The sequence below is a fragment of the Psychrobacter sp. M13 genome, assembly GCF_030718935.1.
GTDB classification, from domain to species: Bacteria; Pseudomonadota; Gammaproteobacteria; order Pseudomonadales; family Moraxellaceae; genus Psychrobacter; species Psychrobacter immobilis_G.
The window spans coordinates 818,059-836,602 of record NZ_CP132194.1 but is presented as its reverse complement, the minus strand read 5'-3'; the positions used below and the strand labels follow the sequence as shown (position 1 = coordinate 836,602).

Sequence of the window (18,544 nt, the reverse complement as noted above, 5' to 3'; positions counted from 1 at the left end):
TATCTTGGTTCCATCTCTAAGCTAATATCTAAAACCAGCTAAACTAGCCTAGCATTTATAACGGTTGTAAAAGCTAAACTAACAGCGTATCTTACCAGTTTTTTGTGACTCTGCCAGTAAGTAAACGTCAACACTCTAAGCTAAACTGTGTCCCAGAATACGCCTTGAACTATGACTTAAAACTTTCACTACGCTATTTTAAGAATGACTCTATCTTATGAATCTTATAGATTATACTTCTGGGTTTTTGCTCGGCCTATCCTTAATTATCGCTATCGGCTCACAGAATGCTTTTGTTCTCAAACAAGGATTAAGGCGTGAGCATGTATTTATAGTTTGCCTGTTTTGTGCGGTCAGCGATGCCCTACTCATCTCTGCTGGGGTCGCAGGGTTTGGCGCGGTTACTGCGCGCTTCCCGCAAGTGGTGACTATAGCCAAAGTTGCAGGGGTTATCTTTTTGTTGGGCTATGGTCTGCAAAGTCTCTATGCCAGTATGCGCATATCACATGCACTCGATACTGAGGGAGCGGTAGTAACTAGTCTAAAAAAGGCGATATTACTTTGTATCGGTTTTACTTGGCTCAATCCGCATGTCTATCTAGATACTTTGGTGCTAGTTGGCATGGTTTCAACAGGCGCGGACAGTAAATTACTGTTTGGGCTGGGCGCTGTTAGTGCCTCGTTCTGCTTTTTCTTTGCGCTTGGCTATGGTGCGCGCTTGCTTAAGCCGTTATTTACCAAACCAAAAGCGTGGAACATATTAGATGGCTTGGTTGGTGTGTTAATGCTGTATTTAGCATGGCATCTTTATAGTAGTTAATATTAAAAATAATTTTATTCATAAAATTCAAAGGTAATAAAAAACCAAACACTCTATTTAAGGATGTTTGGTTTTTTATAACTCACTCAATTATTAATAACCGAGTTTTTAAGAGGCTTTTTTGCGCTTGGTTGGTTTAACAAAGGTTAAGTTCAAAAAGTGTTCAAGCGAATCATCAAGGACATCTAACCAAGGCTCTGGTAGCTCTGGCGCTAGCGTACCTGTCAAAGTCGAACGATAGGCTTTTTCTCTAAAGCCCATAATGTTACTGACTTTATCGATCTGCCACTGCTTTAGGATATCGGCCTGCTTTTCTACAGCAAACTCTGGATAGTCCGTAGAGTTGGTCAAATCACGGATATAGCTGGCTTGAAAATCAATTGAATCGTTAACCGTTACCGTATCATCGTAAGTCGCTAACCAATGATTCTCATCTTCTGTACGAGTCGCTAGATCTGGCAAGTCGATCTCACCCATCATCACGTCACGAGCATACCAAGCCTGCGCATCGAACATGTTAAAGGTAAAGTACTGATCCTGCATACCTAAGTAGATAAGCTTTGGATTAGGCTGCCAAAAGATCCCTTTGTAAAGGTTTGCTGGATATAGGCAGTTATGCGTTTGCAAACGTAATTCGTCTGGCATAAACGGGAAATGGAATAGATAACCTGTGCACATAATAATGGCATCAAAAGTCTTACTGCTACCATCGGCAAAATACGCCACATCGCCTTCAAAATGGGTGAGCAGCGGCACCTCTTCAATACCTTCTGGCCAGTCGTAACCCAAGGCTTTGGTACGGTAGCTAATAGTCACTGACTTAGTTCCGTACTTATAACACTGCGTACCAATATCTTCTGCTGAATAACTACTGCCTACGAGTAAGATATCCTCGCCTTTAAACTCTAGCGCATCACGGAAATCATGCGCATGTAAGACGCGACCAGGAAACTCTTCTAAGCCTTCAAAATAAGGCATATTCGGCGTTGAGAAATGACCTGTAGCAACGACCACATAATCGAACTCTTCTACTTCTTGTTCACCAGTCTTATGATTCATAACGGTGACGGTGAACAACTGTGTTTCATCATCAAAAGTTACCCAACGCACGGGGCACTCAAAGCGGATGTACTTTTGGATATCTTGCTTATCAATACGACCCATAATGTAGTCTTTTAAAACTTCACGAGGCGGATATGATGGGATAGGATTACCAAAATGTTCTTCAAACGAATAATCAGCAAACTCTAAACATTCTTTTGGGCCATTCGACCACAAATAACGATACATACTGCCGTGAACAGGTTCACCATTTCTATCTAAACCAGTACGCCAGTTATAATTCCACATACCGCCAATAGCATTTTGTTTCTCATAACAAACTATCTCAGGCAAATTGGTAGCACCCGCTAAACGAGCTGCTTCAAAAGCACGTAATTGTGCTAAACCACTAGGACCTGCACCTAAAATAGCAATTTTTTTGTTGTTCAAGATTCACTCCTGTTAGAATATTAGATCAATATTATAACATATTTTTATACCTAAACCTAAATTGGCTTATCATAGGTAGTTGATAAGCCATTGAAAAACAATCATTCTAATGGTTTTGGTAAAGCCTTATAGCAAATCAGGAAACAGTGTACGTAAACCGCTGACAATAATTTCGATAGATACCGCCGCTAGCAGCATACCCATAATTCGGCTCATAATATTAAGACCTGTATCACCTAGTACGCGGCTGATACGCCCTGCTGCCATTAGCGCTAAATAGCAAAACAGGCTAATCAACAGTCCCGCGATAATGATAGCGGATACTTGCAAAATACCTGAGACTTGTGAGGAGTAAATAATAACCGTTGAGATACCGCCAGGCCCAATCATCATCGGAATAGCGAGCGGCACAACCGCAGCGGCTGTCGTCGGTGGCGAGCTAGTGACATGATCAACATCGAAGTTTTCTTGATCGGGTTTGACCGGATTACCATCGCCGTTCATCATATTAAGCGCGATTAAAAATACCAATATACCGCCTGCTAGCTGAAACGAGCCGATAGAGATACCTAATGCCTTGAGTAAAGTCTCGCCTGCTACGGTAAAAAAGCTAATAGTGATAAAAATAGTCAAACAAGCAATACGCGCCACTTTACGTCGATTGGTCATCGAGTAGCCGCGGGTTAAGTCCAAAAACAAGGTTAACGCGCTAAATGGATTGATCAGTACCATAAAAGCTAAGATAATTTTGATAATTTCAGTGTTCACTAAACGCTCACTCGTCTATTGATAACTTCTTATTAAACATAAGTTTTGGCAAAAGAGAAGGCCACCGTGCAATTGCAACGATGACCCCATATTTAATTAGCAGCGATAGGCTATCGCCGTGCTATTTTGCGCATTGTACCATAGGCGGATAAGTGAATTAAATCATTACCTTTGTGTCATTTATGACTCACTGTTCGATACACAAACCTAGTGAAATCTCAGCGTAAATTAAGACCTATTAATACACTACTCTCAACTAGGATTAATTTTTGGCGTAGGCTGGGTTTTTAACCCAGCATTGATACTTTGTAAGAGATTAAAGCTGGGTTAAAAATCCAGCCTACAAAGATCTATATTAAGTTGAGAACGGAGTATTCATGTAAAAACCTACCTTTACTAATATGGCTATAGCTCATTAAAATATTGCTGACTAAAATAAGCTTAAGCACTAAAATCAAGCCCAATATCTAACGCAGTAGTACTGTGGGTCAAATAGCCCATCGCGATAAAATCAACACCTGTTGCGGCGACGGCTTGTACGCTCTCGGGCGTAATACCGCCAGAAGCTTCGGTTTTAGCGCGGCCTTTACAAAGTTCGACGGCCTGCTGCAAAATATCGGGCGCCATATTATCTAGCAATACTAAGCTGACGCCTGCTTCCAGTGCGAGCTTTAACTGCGCTAAGGTATCAACCTCAACCTCTATCGGTATCAGATGTCCTGCAAACTCTTGCGCTTGCTTGATAGCAGTCGTAATATCACCTGCAATGGCAATATGATTGTCTTTGATTAGTATCGCATCATCTAATCCTAAGCGATGATTACGACCGCCCCCGCAACGTACGGCGTACTTTTGCACAATACGCAGACCTGGAATGGTCTTACGCGTACAAGTGATCTGCGCAGGATAATCGGCTACGCTATCGAGGATCTGCTGAGTCGCTGTCGCAATACCACTTAAGTGCGTCAAAAAGTTCAGAGCCGTACGCTCAGCGGTCAAAAGGTGTCTGGCATTACCGCGAACCGTCGCTAATACGGTATCAGCCGCTACTCGCTCACCATCGCTCACGCATGCTACAAATTCAATTTGGCTATCAACCAACGCAAAGGCTAAACGTGCTAAGTCCATCCCGCAAATGATGCCAGCTTGCCGTGCGCGAATTTGTAGTTGCGCTTGTCTGTTTGCTGGTATGGTAGCTTGCGAGGTCACATCGCCGCGCCGACCTAAATCCTCTGCTAATGCAGCTGTCACTAAAGGCTCTAATAATACTCGATTCAATGCGGGCTCTGCATACTTGGCTGGTTCTGAATGCTTCGCTGACTCTACTTGTCTGCTCATAATTATCTTTTAACCTATTCAAAGTTAATTAAACTCAAAATGAGCATAAATATAACGTAAAGTAAGCATGCCTGCAAGAGTTGTTGATTATTTATATAAAAAAGTATGTCATTCTTATCTAAATTTAAGCTTTGTTATCTATCACTTTATATTTTAACTTTGCATGTAATCGATACTAAATAATACATTTACGTATTATTATGCCGCGCAACTGGTATCAATTTTTATTGCTTGCTGTGTCTACGCTGACAGAGGCTGCTGAAAACAGATACCCGTCACGCTGTAACGTTTTTATATCGGACTAACTATACCTGTTGTTTGTTTTATCAAAATACGAAAAGCTTACATTCACCTCACTACAACTACTTGCGTTTGGGCAGTTTGCTGTCCATAAGTAGGCTTTGCAGCTCGATATCATGAGCGAAGCGATACAGCTTGGCAGGGCGACCGCGCTGGGCGCTACTACTCTCCCCTGTAGGCACTACTAGATTTTGCGAGTCAAGTAGACGGCGGAAATTTTGCTTATGTAAGCTCACGCCTGATAGTGATTCAATACTTTGTTGCAACTGAGACAAAGTAAACACCTCGCTCATTAGCCCAAAGATTAATGGTCGGTATTCTATCTTGGCACGCAATCTGGAGATAGCGGTCACGATGACTCTTCTATGATCGTAGTACATCGGCATACCTAGTAGCTTCGCCTGACCAGCCGCTAGCTTATCTGGCTGATAGTTAGGCGCTTCTGGAATTAATTCCGCTTCATAGAGCATCTCGTAACGTAGCAAAGCGTGCTCAGTCACCCACTCATGAGCGCCGATACCCCAACATAGTCCAATACGTTGCTGGCGGCGCTTCTTAATAAGATCACTCTCAGCACTCTTAGCCCATGCCTCAAGAGCCGGTACAATCAGCTCAGTAATCACGATAGGTCGACCTAGCAAATGATTCTCCCAAGGGAAATAATCATACCAATCACGCCAAATCGCTGCGGTCTGTAGCTGTGCCGTCTGAGTTTCTTGCACCAGTCCTAAATAGCTGACATAGACCAAGGCATGACCGTCGATGTTGCGTCTATTAGTATCGACAAAGGTATACAGCTGCTCAAGATAACCCATTGGCTGCTGAGTTTGCTCTTCTACCCATTGGCGCACACCCGCTTGTAATGAGCGATGCAACGGCATAAGTGGCCCATTAGGTAGAAGCTTACCTTGATCTACTGTCAATACTCGTGCGGTATGATCAGTAATAGCAACCAGCACGGCAACGACTTCGGTAGTGCCACTGCCCTGTTGGTGCGCATGTGAATAAGACATAGTCATATTTTACAATTACTCTCATTAATTATTAATTATTAACGCTATCGCCATAAAAAAACATGCTAATCAGTATAGCCTGAATAACCTTTTCAAGGCGCTGTTTATACTTTTAAAAGACAAAGTCATCATCGTCAAAGCTATTTTAAAGCAAAATAATATAAAAATAACTTGTATTAATGCTCAAAATGAGCATAATTAAATCAACTTACTTATTTCGCTCATTGTTTCTTCATCTAAAATATTAATCTCAAAAAGGGTTCACTATGACGACTTATCCTTATGACGCGCCACTACTTAGCACTGATAAACGCAACGCCATTCAGCTTAATATCGAATATGCCAAGGCTAAGATGCCTGCAGATCTGCCACGCGCCAAACGTTTAGAAGTTGAGGCTAACATCAAGCGATTACTTATTGATAATAATGCCGTGCTGGTCGCTCACTATTATGTTGACCCTTTTATCCAAGACTTGGCACTGGCAACAGGTGGCTGTGTCGGAGACTCGCTAGAGATGGCGCGCTTTGGGCAAGCGCACAGCGCTCAGACTTTAGTCGTCGCAGGCGTACGTTTTATGGGCGAGTCGGCAAAGATTTTGAGTATGGATAAGACTATCCTCATGCCAGACCTAGAGGCTGAGTGCTCGCTGGACTTAGGCTGCCCAGTTGATGAATTCTCAGCGTTTTGTGATGCTCACCCAGAGCGTACGGTAGTGGTCTATGCTAATACTAGTGCCGCAGTCAAAGCACGGGCCGATTGGGTAGTGACCTCATCGGTTGGCATCGATATTGTCCGTCATCTGCATGCGCAAGGTGAGACTATCATTTGGGGTCCTGATCGCCATTTGGGTCAGTATATCGCGCAAGAGACAGGCGCGGATATGCTGCTATGGCAAGGCTCTTGTCTGGTGCATAATGAGTTTAAGGCGATAGAGCTTGAGCAGTTAAAGTCTGAGCACCCAAAGGCCAAAGTATTAGTCCACCCTGAATCACCTGATAGCGTCGTCGCGCTCGCTGATGTCGTCGGCTCGACCAGCAAGCTACTACAATCCACTTATGAGCTAGATGCGGATACTTTTATAGTAGCGACCGATTTAGGCATCCTGCATGAGATGCAAAAGCGCTCACCAGAGAAACGCTTTTTGGCAGCGCCAACGGCTGGCAAGAGCGCCAGTTGTAAAAGCTGTGCCTTTTGTCCTTGGATGGCGATGAATGCGTTGCAAGGGGTTGAGCAGTGCTTAATTAATAACAGCGGTGAAGTCTTACTAACGCAAGAGATGGCAACAGCTGCACGCAAGCCACTACAGCGTATGCTCGATTTTGCTGCTAATAACAATCAACGCGTAGCAGCTAGTGGCGATATAGTCAAAGACCGTGAGCTGTTTGCTGATGTTGGGGCAGCCTAAAATGATTTCTTTAGCTAATACTAAGGTGATTTATACTGATGTCCTAATAATTGGCGCAGGACTGGCAGGTCTCAGTACCGCGCTGGCTTTACCCAAATCACTTAAGATCATCGTATTAAGCAAAGCTGACTTGCAAGCGTGCTCAAGTCATTATGCCCAAGGTGGTATCGCGGCAAGCTTAGCCAAAGACGATAGCGTCAGTGACCATGTTGCTGATACCTTAATCGCTGGTGCAGGGTTATGTGCGCCTGACAATACTGCTAGTATTCTAAGTCAAGGTCGGCAAGCAGTGCAGTGGTTATGTGCTCAAGGTGTGCCTTTTACTCAGATTCCACTGAATGACACTAATCGTCTATCTAATACTAATACGACTACAAATACTAGTGATCTGCATTTGACTAAAGAAGGTGGTCACGGCTGTCGGCGCGTGGCACATGCTGATGATGCTACGGGTCGCCATATTATGCAGGCGCTCATCGCAAAAACACAATTGGCCACTAATATCACTATTTTACCTTTTCATGAGGCTTTAACTTTATTAACCAAGTCTACAGACGCTGACAATAAACTTGTTAATAACAAATCCACTAATAACAAGTCCGCTAACCAGAGCCATCAGCAGCACTGTTTTGGGGCGATCGTTTTTGATCATAGTACTCAGCAGCAGCTGGCTATTCATAGTCGCGCCGTGGTTATGGCCAGTGGCGGATTAGGTCAATTGTTCGCTCGTGCCAGCGCGCCTAATGTCTGTGTCGGTGATGGCGTTATGATGGCATGGCAGGCAGGCTGTCGCCTTGCTAATTTAGAGTTTGTACAGTTTCATCCGACAGGTTTGGCACTAGCTGATAGTAGCTTTCTAATATCAGAAGCGCTGCGCGGTGAAGGCGGATACCTGTCTTGCCCGAAGACTGGCGAGCGTTTTATGCTAGATATTGATGAGCGTGCAGAATTAGCACCGCGAGATATTGTCGCGCGTGCGATAGCAGCACAAATTGCAAGTAATGGTTTGGGCTTTGTACATTTGGATGTCAGTCACTTGCCAGCGACATTTATAAAGCAGCATTTTCCGCAGATTTATCAGACGCTATTAGCGTTAGGATTAGATATCACCACTGACCCGATTCCCGTTGCGCCAACCGCCCACTATAGCTGCGGCGGTATCGTGACTTGTAGTAGTGGTCTAACGGATGTACGAGGATTATATGCCGCTGGTGAAGTGGCGTATACTGGTCTACACGGGGCCAACCGCTTAGCCAGTAACTCGCTATTAGAATGCGTAGCCGTTGGACGCAATATTGCCGCTCATTTGCCAGCTTACTTAACAGATTATCAATGGTCATCCCCTATAGTTGAGGACTATGAGCGAATAACTTTATCAATCAAGAAATCAGCAATCACACCTTTTAACACGTTTTCTCACACTAAAAGCGTTACTACTGATATTGCTGATACAGCAACTATCAGCGCTGAGCTAAAAGCCTTAATGAGCAGTCATCTAGGTATTACTCGTCATGCCAAGCAATTAGAGCGAGCATTACGACAAATACAACAGTGGCAGCAAGATATCACCGCTATGAACCATGATAAATATGATCCATGGAATGTAGAGCTATCAAAGGAAACCTTAACGGCCAACCCTAGTTCTGCTACACTTAATGAATTAGACCGCTTTCAACTGGCACGCCAGCTACAATTAGCAACTTTGATTGTGCAATCCGCTTATCAGCGCTGTGAAAGTCGTGGTGGTCATTATCGTCAAGACTATCCTAATATGGCAAGCCGGCCCAAAATTAGTATCATTATGCCAAGCTCAGCGGATATAGTAGATAGTGAAAACTGGTACTATAAGACTAAAAGTGCTAATAATGACGATCTACAAGCTGCGAGCTTTGTTTAAATAGTTTAGATAGACAGTCACTTTTGGTTTATAACGGTCGCTATCTTCGCAAGCTTTTATGTGTCCTTGAATATCTAATTAGAGCGTTACTACCATGACGACTGATACCCTATTTATTATTGGATTGATGACAGTGGTTAGTGTCGTTTGGGGCGCACTTGCCTTGCCAAAACTGCGTAAGCGTCTGCCAACTATTTATCTGATTGCGCGCTCGTGGTGGTGGATGTTAGCGGCGCTTTGTAGCTGTTATCTCATTGCCAAAATCACTCGTCATAGCGAGCAACCCTATCAATACTTGTTGGTAGGTTTTTTTGTGCTGATTGGTCTACGCGGTAGTTATGAGATAAGTCGTCTCTGGCGCTTAGAGAGTAAGGAGCGGCTCATTGTTAAGCTACAAGCTCGTGGTCTACAAGCCAAAGTCGTCGCTATTCCCTACCCAAGCAAATTCACCGTTAATGACTCAAGCAATATTACTATCTCAAATAGTGCTACTAGGCGTAATTATCTTAGTCCTCAGCAGCCAAACCTTATTCAGCCCTATGCCTATCTAAATACTTTGGATATCACTTTTGGCTTGGCCTTTATGTTACTCATTATCAGCTTAGTTTGTTTGCAACTGCTAACTTGGCAGCGCGGTGAATACGGAATATTACTGTTTGTGTTATTCGCCAGTCAGTTTAATGATATTGCGCAATTCTTATGCGGCAAGCTATTTAAAGGTAAATGGTTTAAACGCGGGCTTGCCCCTAGAATCAGTCCCAATAAAAGTATCGAAGGCGCTGTGTTTGGTAGCTTATTATCAGCTTTGCTAGCTACTTTATTAGGTATTTGGCTAACGCCTTTTGCTTGGTGGCTATGCTTTGTAGTCGCTTATGGACTAGCGGTCAGCGGGATTGCAGGAGATTTATTAGAATCCGCCTTTAAGCGTCAACATGGGGTCAAAGATACAGGAACTATGCTGGCAGGACATGGCGGCGTGCTGGATAGGATAGATAGTTTATTGATTGGGGTGCCGTTATTTACAGTAGCTTATTGGGTTTTTGGTTAGACGACAGCTTATTAATTATCTTTATCTACTTTGGCGCGTAATAATCGATTTAACAGCGGTTTAGGAAGATGGTTTAAAGCGTGAACAATATAGCGCATAGGCCGTGGAAATACGCCAAGCTCTACATTGTTATCGATAGCTTGCATGATATGACTGACTGCCTTATCAATACTAATAATAAACGGCTTATGGCTGGCATCACCGTTATTCAAATCGCGTAGCGCTTGAGTGTCAATATAACCCGATGCAATGCAAGTGACTTGAATATGAAAAGGGGCGAGTGCTATCCGATAGGCACTACTCGTAGCTATCATTGCTCGCTTGCTCTTGGCATAAAGGCTAGCATAAGGATAGTCGAGAGTACCCGCAATCGAGGCGATACAGAGTAAACTTAACTTATCAGCATGAGCTTTGTCTCCCTCTAAAGCTTGGCTTTTTAACTGCTGACTGGCCCAGCTAAATATATCTTGAAAAGCTTGCAGATTAATCGCTAAAATCTGCTCGCTATCGACTTGATTTAGGGTATGCACTCGCTCATTAGTATAGCTACCTGCACTATAAATAAGTCGCTCAAAACGTACCTTAGATAACTCTGTCATTAATCTCTGACGCTGTATCAAGTCCGTTAAATCACAGCGATAAGTCCTAATATCAGGATGCTCAAGATTAAGCTTGGTAATCTTATTTTCATTACTTCCAACTATGGTAACCTGCCAGCCAAGCTTTTGATGCTGCAAAGCCAGCGCTAATCCTATACCGCTAGTGCCGCCTATTACAATGAGGTGCGGGGCATCATCTTTGATTAAAACACTCATAGTTATCGCTTATAATTGCTGCTGCTGGATATAGTCAGTGGTGCGCTGATAGCCATACTGCCATTGCGCTTGCATCGTCTGGACAAAGCCATCGTAATCATGATGAATCAGCGCCACGGTCATCTGCTTAATACTAAAGCGTTTGCGCACTGAGCCGATCAATTGCTGACCATTATCCGCGAACGGTAGCCAATGGAGCTGGCTGTTATTTTGCTTGTTGTTTTCGCTGTGATGTATAGTTGGTGGTAAGAAATCATGCACTTGCGCCAAGCGCTGATTGGGATCAAAGCCAAAGATGCGTTGAATCGCAGGAGCTGCCAGCCAAGAATCATAACCTGCTTTGGTTTCCGCAAATACCGTATCGGCAAGCGTACAAGCCAGCTCAATAGGCGTCAGATTAATTACCCCACCTAAGCACCAACCCAAATCTTGATCATGTATCGGTGGCAGGTAATACATATCCGCCATCGATGCGCGTACCGCCGTTGCTATATCCCACTCGGTAATTATCTTTACTGACTGATTGATACGTCCGTTAGCAAAAGCATGGGCAGGCGATGACAAAGGGTTTTTAAAAAAATGGCTATCTGCTAGTGATAAACGTTTTGACGCAAAGAGTAATTCTTGTAGCTGAGCTGTATTATTAGTCAAGCTTGAAGCACCAACCGTTTGTCGTAAACGACTAGCAATAATCGCTATATCTGGCGCGGTACTGGTAAAATTACCGCTGCTTTTTTCACTTGGCAAAAAGCGTAATAGCTCATCAAGCCACTGCGTTTCGTTATCAACTCGAAACATCGCTAGTTGTTGTAGCTCGTCTATTAGCCGCTCATGATTGTCTTTACCTTGATAGTGCTTATGGCGAGTACTATTACGAGACAAGCGCCAACGCTCAATAGCATTCAAGCTATAACGTAGTTTTAGTTTAATAGTCGCCTCAGTAGCATCCACATGCCTAATGGCTTTGATGACTCGATACAACTCACGGCTATAAGCCAGCTGTTGCAACTGCTCAGGGTCAGGCGCTATTTGTACTAGCAATGCCGCTAGACTACCACCGCAAGTACCAAGGATGATATCTGGTCGCAGATCATGCTCAACTAATGCCGCATAACTGCCTAAATAATAACCAAAGCGTGAGCCGCCGCCCGAGAACAGCTGCACGCGCTTATAAAGTTTATTTACCGCGTCACTCATTGATTATCAGCCTGGCTTTTTTTATTTGGCTCAGCTAACTTAGAAACGTTGTTGTCTACTACTTGACGCTTTTTAGCTAATGACACCGTAAAAATACCAAAGCGATCAATGCGCATCGCCACTTTTTCAAAACCTGCATCATCGACCAGCTGATCCATTTCAGCTTGTGAGCGACAACGCATGACCCAATCACTACCCCGATGATTATTTAAGGTTTTACTAATAAACTCTTGCTCAGGATGCCAAGGCTGATTGGTGTATAACAAATAGCCGTCAGCTTTTAGGCTAGCATATATTCCTGCTAAAGCTGTCGCAGGTAAAGTATTGTCTGAGAACAATTCAAATACACCAGAGGCAATAGCGATATCGAATTTTTTATCACCCTGCTCAGACTGATAGCTGGCAGAATCAAAAGCATCCTTTTTATAAGCTAGCACTCGATCAGCCATCGCTAAGCTCTCGGCTTTAGCTTGTAGCGCTTGGATGTTATGTGAATCATAATCACGCAGTTCAGCTTGTAGATTATCGAACTGGGTCAATAGATCAAAAACATAGTAGCCATGACCACTGGCAATGTCTAATAGCTTAAATTGCTGAGGCTGATTTGCTATGTCATTGTTTGCTTGAATTTTATCAAGCGCCTGAGCTGCTAACTCTAATATATGCTCACGGCGAATACGAATGCCTTGCCAGCCAATATTACTCAGATAGAACTTATCGACGGCTTGTCCAATCGCGCCTTTACCGCTGGGTTGATTATAATAGACATGATCGAGCGAGTTGCCCGAGTCAAAGCCATGCTCAAGTCCTGTAGCAATAGCATCGCTGATATGACCGAATTTTTGCATAGCAAAGCGCGTAATAGCAAAGCTTGGGTTAAATGGCTTAATCGCTAACCGATCGACTTTATCTTTACTGGCGCTATTCAAATGCGCGCTACGTAAATTGGCACTTGGCGTATCGCTACTAAATAGGTGCTCGGCGAACTCAATACAATCAGCAATAACATCGGCTTTATTAGTCTCATGAAAGATCGCATGATAGCTATCGGGATAGAGCTGCCAGCGCTTATTATCAGTATTAATCGCTTCATAAAACTGGCGCTCAGCTTGCTTATCGACCACGTAGTCTCTACCCGCACAGAGTACAAAGGTCGGCACAGTAATCGCTGCTGCATCATCAAGTAAGCGCTGTCCTGTCGCATGAGTATCGATCAATAAGTCGGTTGAAATACTATTCGATATCAGTGGATCGGCGTTATAAGCTTGCTGAGCTTCCTTATCATGGGTCAATACTTGCGCTTTTACATAGCTACTCACCCGTGACATCAGACCCAGCACACGAGCAACTTTTAACGAAGGGATCGCAAACGGTATATACAAACGAATACTAAGCGCGGGTGTACCTAAGATCATCCCGCGAATGTTAGGCGCATAATCGTGCACCCAAGCGGCGGCTAATACCGCACCAATACTGCTCGCGACTACTAGCGTATCTTCGATAGCAATACCCGTCTGACTGATAACGAGCTGCACAAAATCCTCTAAATCACGCTCCAGCTCAGTGACACTTGCCGCATGATCTTTGATACCGCCTGAGCGCCCATTACCACGCGCATCCCAAGCAAAAACTTGATAGCCTGCCCCAGCATACTGCTCGCCAATCTCATTTAGGCGTCCTGAGTGCTCATGCCCTCTATGCAAAAGAATGACTTGTCGTAATGGCTGGTCTGTATTTTTAATCTCAGCTAATGGCATTGCACTTAAAGAATAAGTCAGCCAATAACGATAAAAAATCGCTGTGCCATCGTAAGCGTTATAACAGCTCTCGCCTGTGATGACTTGGTGCATATCTGCGTCTAAAGAAGGGGTTGGCATAAGGTTAAACTCCGAGGGGTGACTAGCGATAGAAAGCGCGTTATTTTCAAGCCTAGAGATTGGCGGGTTACGCAGTAGATAAAGCTCCGCTATAAAACGCATACGATTTGAACAAGTCTTGAGCAGTAACGCTTGAGTCAATAACATTAACGGTTTAAGCGTTAACGTCGCAAATGGTAGCTTTGTACCTATCCAAGTACCCATAACTCCTAGCACCAAAGCCCGATCACTTTTGCCTAGAGGCCCTTGATTGGCTCGCTCTTTAAAGCTTATATTACTGATAACAGCCAGCAGTTCAGTGCTAGTACTGAGCATATTAATAATGACAATATAATGCTTATTAATATACGAATTAGATTCAACAAATCCTAATTTATGAGCATCCGCTTTAATATTATTAAGATGCGGCGACAGACTGGCTATCAAAGCCGTATCAGCAATTATATCACCTGCCTCATTGAGCCACGCACCAAGCGTCGAGGCCTGCCCATGCTCGCGCGCCATCATGCCATCAATGGCATTAAGTCCCATCCGCACAAACAATGAGGTCGGCAGTAGCAACCATAGTCGCGGCTGGCTTTGCGCAGGTCTATAGATCATATAGGCCGTACCCACACTTAATACTAGCGCTGATACTGTCACCTGATTGGCGGTAAATTGACGCTCGACTAGCGCATCGCTGAGCGGTCGTAATTGGTCTTGAAATTGAGACTTAAGCTGGTATAAAGACATAGATTTGGCTAACACTTCACAAGCAGAATGCTATTAATGTAGCAGCAAACATCGGTGAGGTAAATGCTTAACTGACTTTGTCAAAAGTGATATCGATTACTATAGAAACCTGAACAATTTTACTGACGCATAGCAGTGTATGAGATAGCTTATGATACAATTCTCAGCCTATAAAAACACCATGTCCTTATTTAGGGTCTGTTGAACATTTACAAATAAGTCCGCTATTTCGAGCCGCCCGTATGGAAAGTCTACTCACCCTAGTTTTAGTATTAACGCCATTATTTATTGGCTTTGCCATTCCCTCCAATCATAAGATGACCGCCTTTGCTGATAAAGGGCTGACTTATTTAGTATTTATTATCTTAACATTAATTGGGATTGAGCTATCACAAGTTGAAGGCTTGGGCAGTCAAATAGGTGAAATAGCGCTCTATGTCACCGTATTATCGATACTCACTATCGGCACTGGTCTATTTGGGCTAATGCTATTTGACCATCTGAACCCTTGGGACGCCAAAAAACCAAGCGTAAAGTCAAAAGAGCATCGCGTCAGTATTCGCGGCAGCTTAGTACAAGTGGTTTGTGTGGTGATTGGTATGGTGATCGGTTATTTCTTGCCAGCAGGTTATATGCCGCCTGAAAACACGATGACTATTATGCTAATGATATTAATCCTATTGGTCGGTATTGGACTCAAAGGTTCAGGGATTACGCTTAAAGAGGTGCTACTCAATAAGCGTGGCGTAGAGATGAGCATTATTTTTACAGTGGCGGTATTGGTTGGTGGGCTATTATTTGCGCTGATATTCGCTGATGTATCATGGACAAAGGGCTTAGCACTTGCTTCAGGATTTGGTTGGTACTCGCTATCGGCTATCGTGATGACTGATGCTTATGGCGCAATTTGGGGCAGTGTGGCGCTATTTAATGACTTAATCCGTGAGTTCTTTGCGCTGATATTTATCCCCGTGTTTATGCGTAAATATCCTTCTGCGTCAGTCGGGCTCGGTGGTGCGACTAGCCTTGATTTTACCCTACCAATTATCCAGCAATCAGGCGGATTAAAGGTTGTGCCATTAGCGATTAGCTTTGGCTTTATTATTAATATTGTCTCGCCTGTGCTGATGGTTTTATTTTCGTCTTTGGGATAAGTATAAATTTTGATAATTCCCTTACTATTTACCAAAGCGTCATCTATTTGTTATTCATGCTAAGTGGTTTGCGACAGTTATCGTTATACTCCATTCTAACATCAACTCTTTGATCTATTTTGCTATCCTCATAACTTTCACTAGACGCTTTTGATCTTTCGCTGCCATAATGAGCCGTTTCAATCTGCTTAGGATTAACCTGATAATTCATAATTATATAATTTTTGACAAATTCAACACGATTCTTTGCTAGCGTTTTATTTCTTTCAGTATCCTCATACTTGCTAATGTGTCCACTCAATATAATAATGCATTCCTCATCTACATTTGCAAAGCCTTTAAGAGTTTTAAGAGTAGTAGCACTAGGTTGGCTACTATTCATTGGAAAAGGAAGTATACCTCCATAGAAATGACCTTCTAATATATCTACAGATATTGGACAACCTCGCTCATCCGTGACTACATTAGTTGGCGTTTGTGGACACTCATCTATATCATCAAACACCCCATCGCCATCTGAATCAGGAATATCTGCTTTCATAATCATAATAGGTCTATCTTGTGGTGTGGTCTGAGGCGCTACAATTTCGATAGATTGACAGCCTACTAGACTGGTAGATGCCGTTAATAATAAAGCGCTGTAGCATTTTATTTTAATAGTCATAATCATTCTTCCTTGAAATGGTTAAAAGCTGCTTTTTCTATTTAGGGTAAGTTCATTAAGCGAAATATCATTACCCCATCGGCAAGCCTTTATCCACCTGACAAGCGCTATCATGCCACTCTACAAACTCATTAATAGCTTTTAGGGCTAAGCGGTTATTGCCCTGTTGAGCACCAAAACTTCTTACATAACAACAAGCTTTATAATTTTTAGCAAAATTATCATAACGCTCAATCCATTGCTGACGCGCGTCTAGTTCAGCTTGCTGCTTTTCAAAGTCGTCATACTGCTCTTCATCCATCGCATCAAGTCTTTCATCTAAGCTAACATCATCAAGGCTGGTATCGATAAACCAAAAGTTATTAGCAGGAATTTGTTTGTCTAATTTATTGTCATTAACCTCAGTCATCCGCCAAGGCTTAGCTGTTAGACGCGCCCGAAAGCACTGCTGCATTTGGCATAAGCGTGCATAGTTATCATCGGCGTGGAAGTATTTGAACCACTCTGCAACGATATCATCGCTTGGCAAAATAGTAGCGTGAGTGGCGATAATGCGAAATCCAGCAGGAGTTTCATACAGTCGAAACTGCTCATCTGGATGACGAATAACTCGCTTCCCAATTAGACCCGTCATAAACGGCTGTAGCTCAGCTAAGTGCGTCTCATACTTTTGCTGGTTTTCCTGGTAGTGGGCTTGCTCATTCTTGCTGGCTTGCCGCCATAACAATGCCGTACCAATGAACATCGGTATAATCAACCAAGCCCACGATAGCGACTGCCAAGCTATAAAGCTCGCTATGAGGATCGCCATAATAACAAAACCCCAAACTTGCAGTTTCATGGAAGCTGATTTTTTCGGTGTATTGATTGATGATTTATTGTCAGAAAGCTTTATGTTTGTAGACAGTGTAGGCGTTGCGTTGATAAATCTATCGTAGTTGGTATAGTCGTTAGGATATATATGAAGCAGTAAATCAATAGTATCAACATCGATAATGGCAACATTATTGACGTTAGCGACTTGCGCGCCATAGCTATTACGCGTGACGATTACTTGAGTGGTTGATTTATTGTTAGAAAAGATGGACTTGGAAATGATCGCTTCACGTATCGGGATGACATTGCTTTGGTTATACTGCTCCGCGCGTTCACGACGGACGATATCTTCACCAGCCAGCCAGCGCTTATGCGCCTCAATAACTCGCTCCTTAGCATGAATAAGAGCATCGGCTTGACTAACATCTGACCAGCCATAGCGCTTGATAGTAGCTTGTTTTAAGGTGCTGTTAGTTTCAGGTTTTGCATCAAAGCGCTGCTTATGTTGCGCCCAGTATTTAGGGATGAGCATGGGGTTTGCCTAATCGTTTTAGTTAGATTTTTATATTTTGTAGCTAAGCTTATTAGTATTGGATACTATTATTACTTTATTATTAACCATCTGTTTAACGACATTATCAATTGCTTTGGGGTCTTCATCGCGTAAATAGCTTTTAAGATAATTTATCAAGCTTGATTTTTTTGAGGGTCGAGTGCTTATAGGTTTTTCTCTTATTGATGCTATTGCGCGTTGATATATCGTAGCAGAACTTTTGTTCTTTTCTGCTTTTGGCGTAGCAGTAGTGATAGTAGCCACTTTATCCAACTCATCATTAGGATAAAGCTCATTGGTATCTGCTAAACGCACAATATCCAAGCCATTATAAACAGTGTTTAGATGCTCAACTAAAACATTATAACCACTATCTCTGGCTACAATACAAATACTGGCTTGAGGGTCAATCTCAGATATTTTGCCCAAATAAAACGATAAATAAAAATCTAATGCATTTTTACCTACATGCTGCATCTTAATGATATGCACATTTTTATTATCGAATCCAAGCAAGGTTTCCACCAACTCAAGCGGTAGACTTTTCTGCTGATTAACGCCTAAAAACAACCATACATGACACTCATTTGTGTTCATAGTATCGAAGTTTTTTGGTTGAATGCTTTCATAGTCAACTAAAATATGCTTCATCAAA

The 18,544-nt window shown here is 43.0% G+C and carries 15 protein-coding genes; 5 read left to right on the top strand and 10 right to left on the bottom strand.

Going from position 1 to position 18,544, the window contains the following annotated elements:
• Positions 1 to 217: 217 nt before the first annotated feature.
• A complete protein-coding gene (locus tag Q9G97_RS03635) occupies positions 218 to 820 on the top strand; it encodes a LysE/ArgO family amino acid transporter (RefSeq protein ID WP_305899743.1) in 603 nt (200 codons plus the stop codon).
• A gap of 108 nt (positions 821 to 928) precedes the next feature.
• On the opposite strand, the gene Q9G97_RS03630 is transcribed toward Q9G97_RS03635, so the two are convergent.
• The 4 genes from Q9G97_RS03630 to Q9G97_RS03615 all read right to left on the bottom strand — a co-directional run bounded on the left by Q9G97_RS03630 (position 929) and on the right by Q9G97_RS03615 (position 5,736).
• Entirely contained in the window at positions 929 to 2,311 is a 1,383-nt protein-coding gene (locus Q9G97_RS03630; protein WP_305899742.1) for an NAD(P)-binding domain-containing protein, read from the bottom strand.
• 126 nt (positions 2,312 to 2,437) lie between these two features.
• Positions 2,438 to 3,079, bottom strand: coding sequence for a MarC family protein (locus tag Q9G97_RS03625; protein WP_305899741.1), 642 nt, complete (start codon positions 3,077 to 3,079; stop codon positions 2,438 to 2,440).
• Positions 3,080 to 3,520: 441 nt separating this feature from the next.
• Complete coding sequence (gene nadC, locus Q9G97_RS03620; protein WP_305899740.1) at positions 3,521 to 4,417, bottom strand: carboxylating nicotinate-nucleotide diphosphorylase; 897 nt, start codon at positions 4,415 to 4,417, stop codon at positions 3,521 to 3,523.
• A gap of 362 nt (positions 4,418 to 4,779) precedes the next feature.
• Entirely contained in the window at positions 4,780 to 5,736 is a 957-nt protein-coding gene (locus Q9G97_RS03615; protein ID WP_305899739.1) for a hypothetical protein, read from the bottom strand.
• 260 nt (positions 5,737 to 5,996) lie between these two features.
• Between Q9G97_RS03615 and nadA the strand changes: the two genes are divergently transcribed.
• The 3 genes from nadA to Q9G97_RS03600 all read left to right on the top strand — a co-directional run bounded on the left by nadA (position 5,997) and on the right by Q9G97_RS03600 (position 10,081).
• Complete coding sequence (nadA, locus tag Q9G97_RS03610) at positions 5,997 to 7,136, top strand: quinolinate synthase NadA (RefSeq protein WP_305899738.1); 1,140 nt, start codon at positions 5,997 to 5,999, stop codon at positions 7,134 to 7,136.
• 1 nt (position 7,137) lies between these two features.
• Positions 7,138 to 9,033 (top strand): L-aspartate oxidase, encoded by a 1,896-nt coding sequence (gene nadB, locus Q9G97_RS03605; protein WP_305899737.1) that lies wholly within the window; start codon positions 7,138 to 7,140, stop codon positions 9,031 to 9,033.
• A gap of 94 nt (positions 9,034 to 9,127) precedes the next feature.
• Positions 9,128 to 10,081: a phosphatidate cytidylyltransferase gene (locus Q9G97_RS03600; RefSeq protein ID WP_305899736.1), complete on the top strand. Its 954-nt coding sequence runs from the start codon at positions 9,128 to 9,130 to the stop codon at positions 10,079 to 10,081.
• Between the two features lie 11 nt (positions 10,082 to 10,092).
• Here the strand turns inward: Q9G97_RS03600 and Q9G97_RS03595 are convergent, their stop codons facing one another.
• From Q9G97_RS03595 to Q9G97_RS03585, 3 genes are read right to left on the bottom strand one after another with little or no spacing between them, the layout of a single operon-like run.
• The gene (locus tag Q9G97_RS03595) at positions 10,093 to 10,896 is read right to left on the bottom strand and encodes an SDR family oxidoreductase (protein ID WP_305899735.1); all 804 of its coding nucleotides are present in this window, start codon (positions 10,894 to 10,896) and stop codon (positions 10,093 to 10,095) included.
• Positions 10,897 to 10,905: 9 nt separating this feature from the next.
• A complete protein-coding gene (locus Q9G97_RS03590; RefSeq protein ID WP_305899734.1) occupies positions 10,906 to 12,093 on the bottom strand; it encodes a patatin-like phospholipase family protein in 1,188 nt (395 codons plus the stop codon).
• Entirely contained in the window at positions 12,090 to 14,702 is a 2,613-nt protein-coding gene (locus Q9G97_RS03585; protein WP_305899733.1) for an alpha/beta fold hydrolase, read from the bottom strand. Before Q9G97_RS03585 ends, Q9G97_RS03590 begins: the two co-directional genes overlap by 4 nt.
• A 242-nt stretch (positions 14,703 to 14,944) precedes the next feature.
• Between Q9G97_RS03585 and Q9G97_RS03580 the strand changes: the two genes are divergently transcribed.
• Positions 14,945 to 15,856, top strand: a complete 912-nt coding sequence (locus Q9G97_RS03580; RefSeq protein WP_305899732.1) for a lysine exporter LysO family protein — start codon at positions 14,945 to 14,947, stop codon at positions 15,854 to 15,856.
• Positions 15,857 to 15,899: 43 nt separating this feature from the next.
• On the opposite strand, the gene Q9G97_RS03575 is transcribed toward Q9G97_RS03580, so the two are convergent.
• From Q9G97_RS03575 to Q9G97_RS03565, 3 genes are all read right to left on the bottom strand, one after another.
• Entirely contained in the window at positions 15,900 to 16,520 is a 621-nt protein-coding gene (locus tag Q9G97_RS03575; protein WP_305899731.1) for an OmpA family protein, read from the bottom strand.
• Between the two features lie 70 nt (positions 16,521 to 16,590).
• On the bottom strand, positions 16,591 to 17,868 hold the full coding sequence (locus Q9G97_RS03570) for a hypothetical protein (RefSeq protein ID WP_305899730.1): 1,278 nt from the start codon (positions 17,866 to 17,868) through the stop codon (positions 16,591 to 16,593).
• A gap of 30 nt (positions 17,869 to 17,898) precedes the next feature.
• A complete protein-coding gene (locus Q9G97_RS03565; protein WP_305899729.1) occupies positions 17,899 to 18,540 on the bottom strand; it encodes a PIN domain-containing protein in 642 nt (213 codons plus the stop codon).
• Positions 18,541 to 18,544 lie beyond the last annotated feature (4 nt).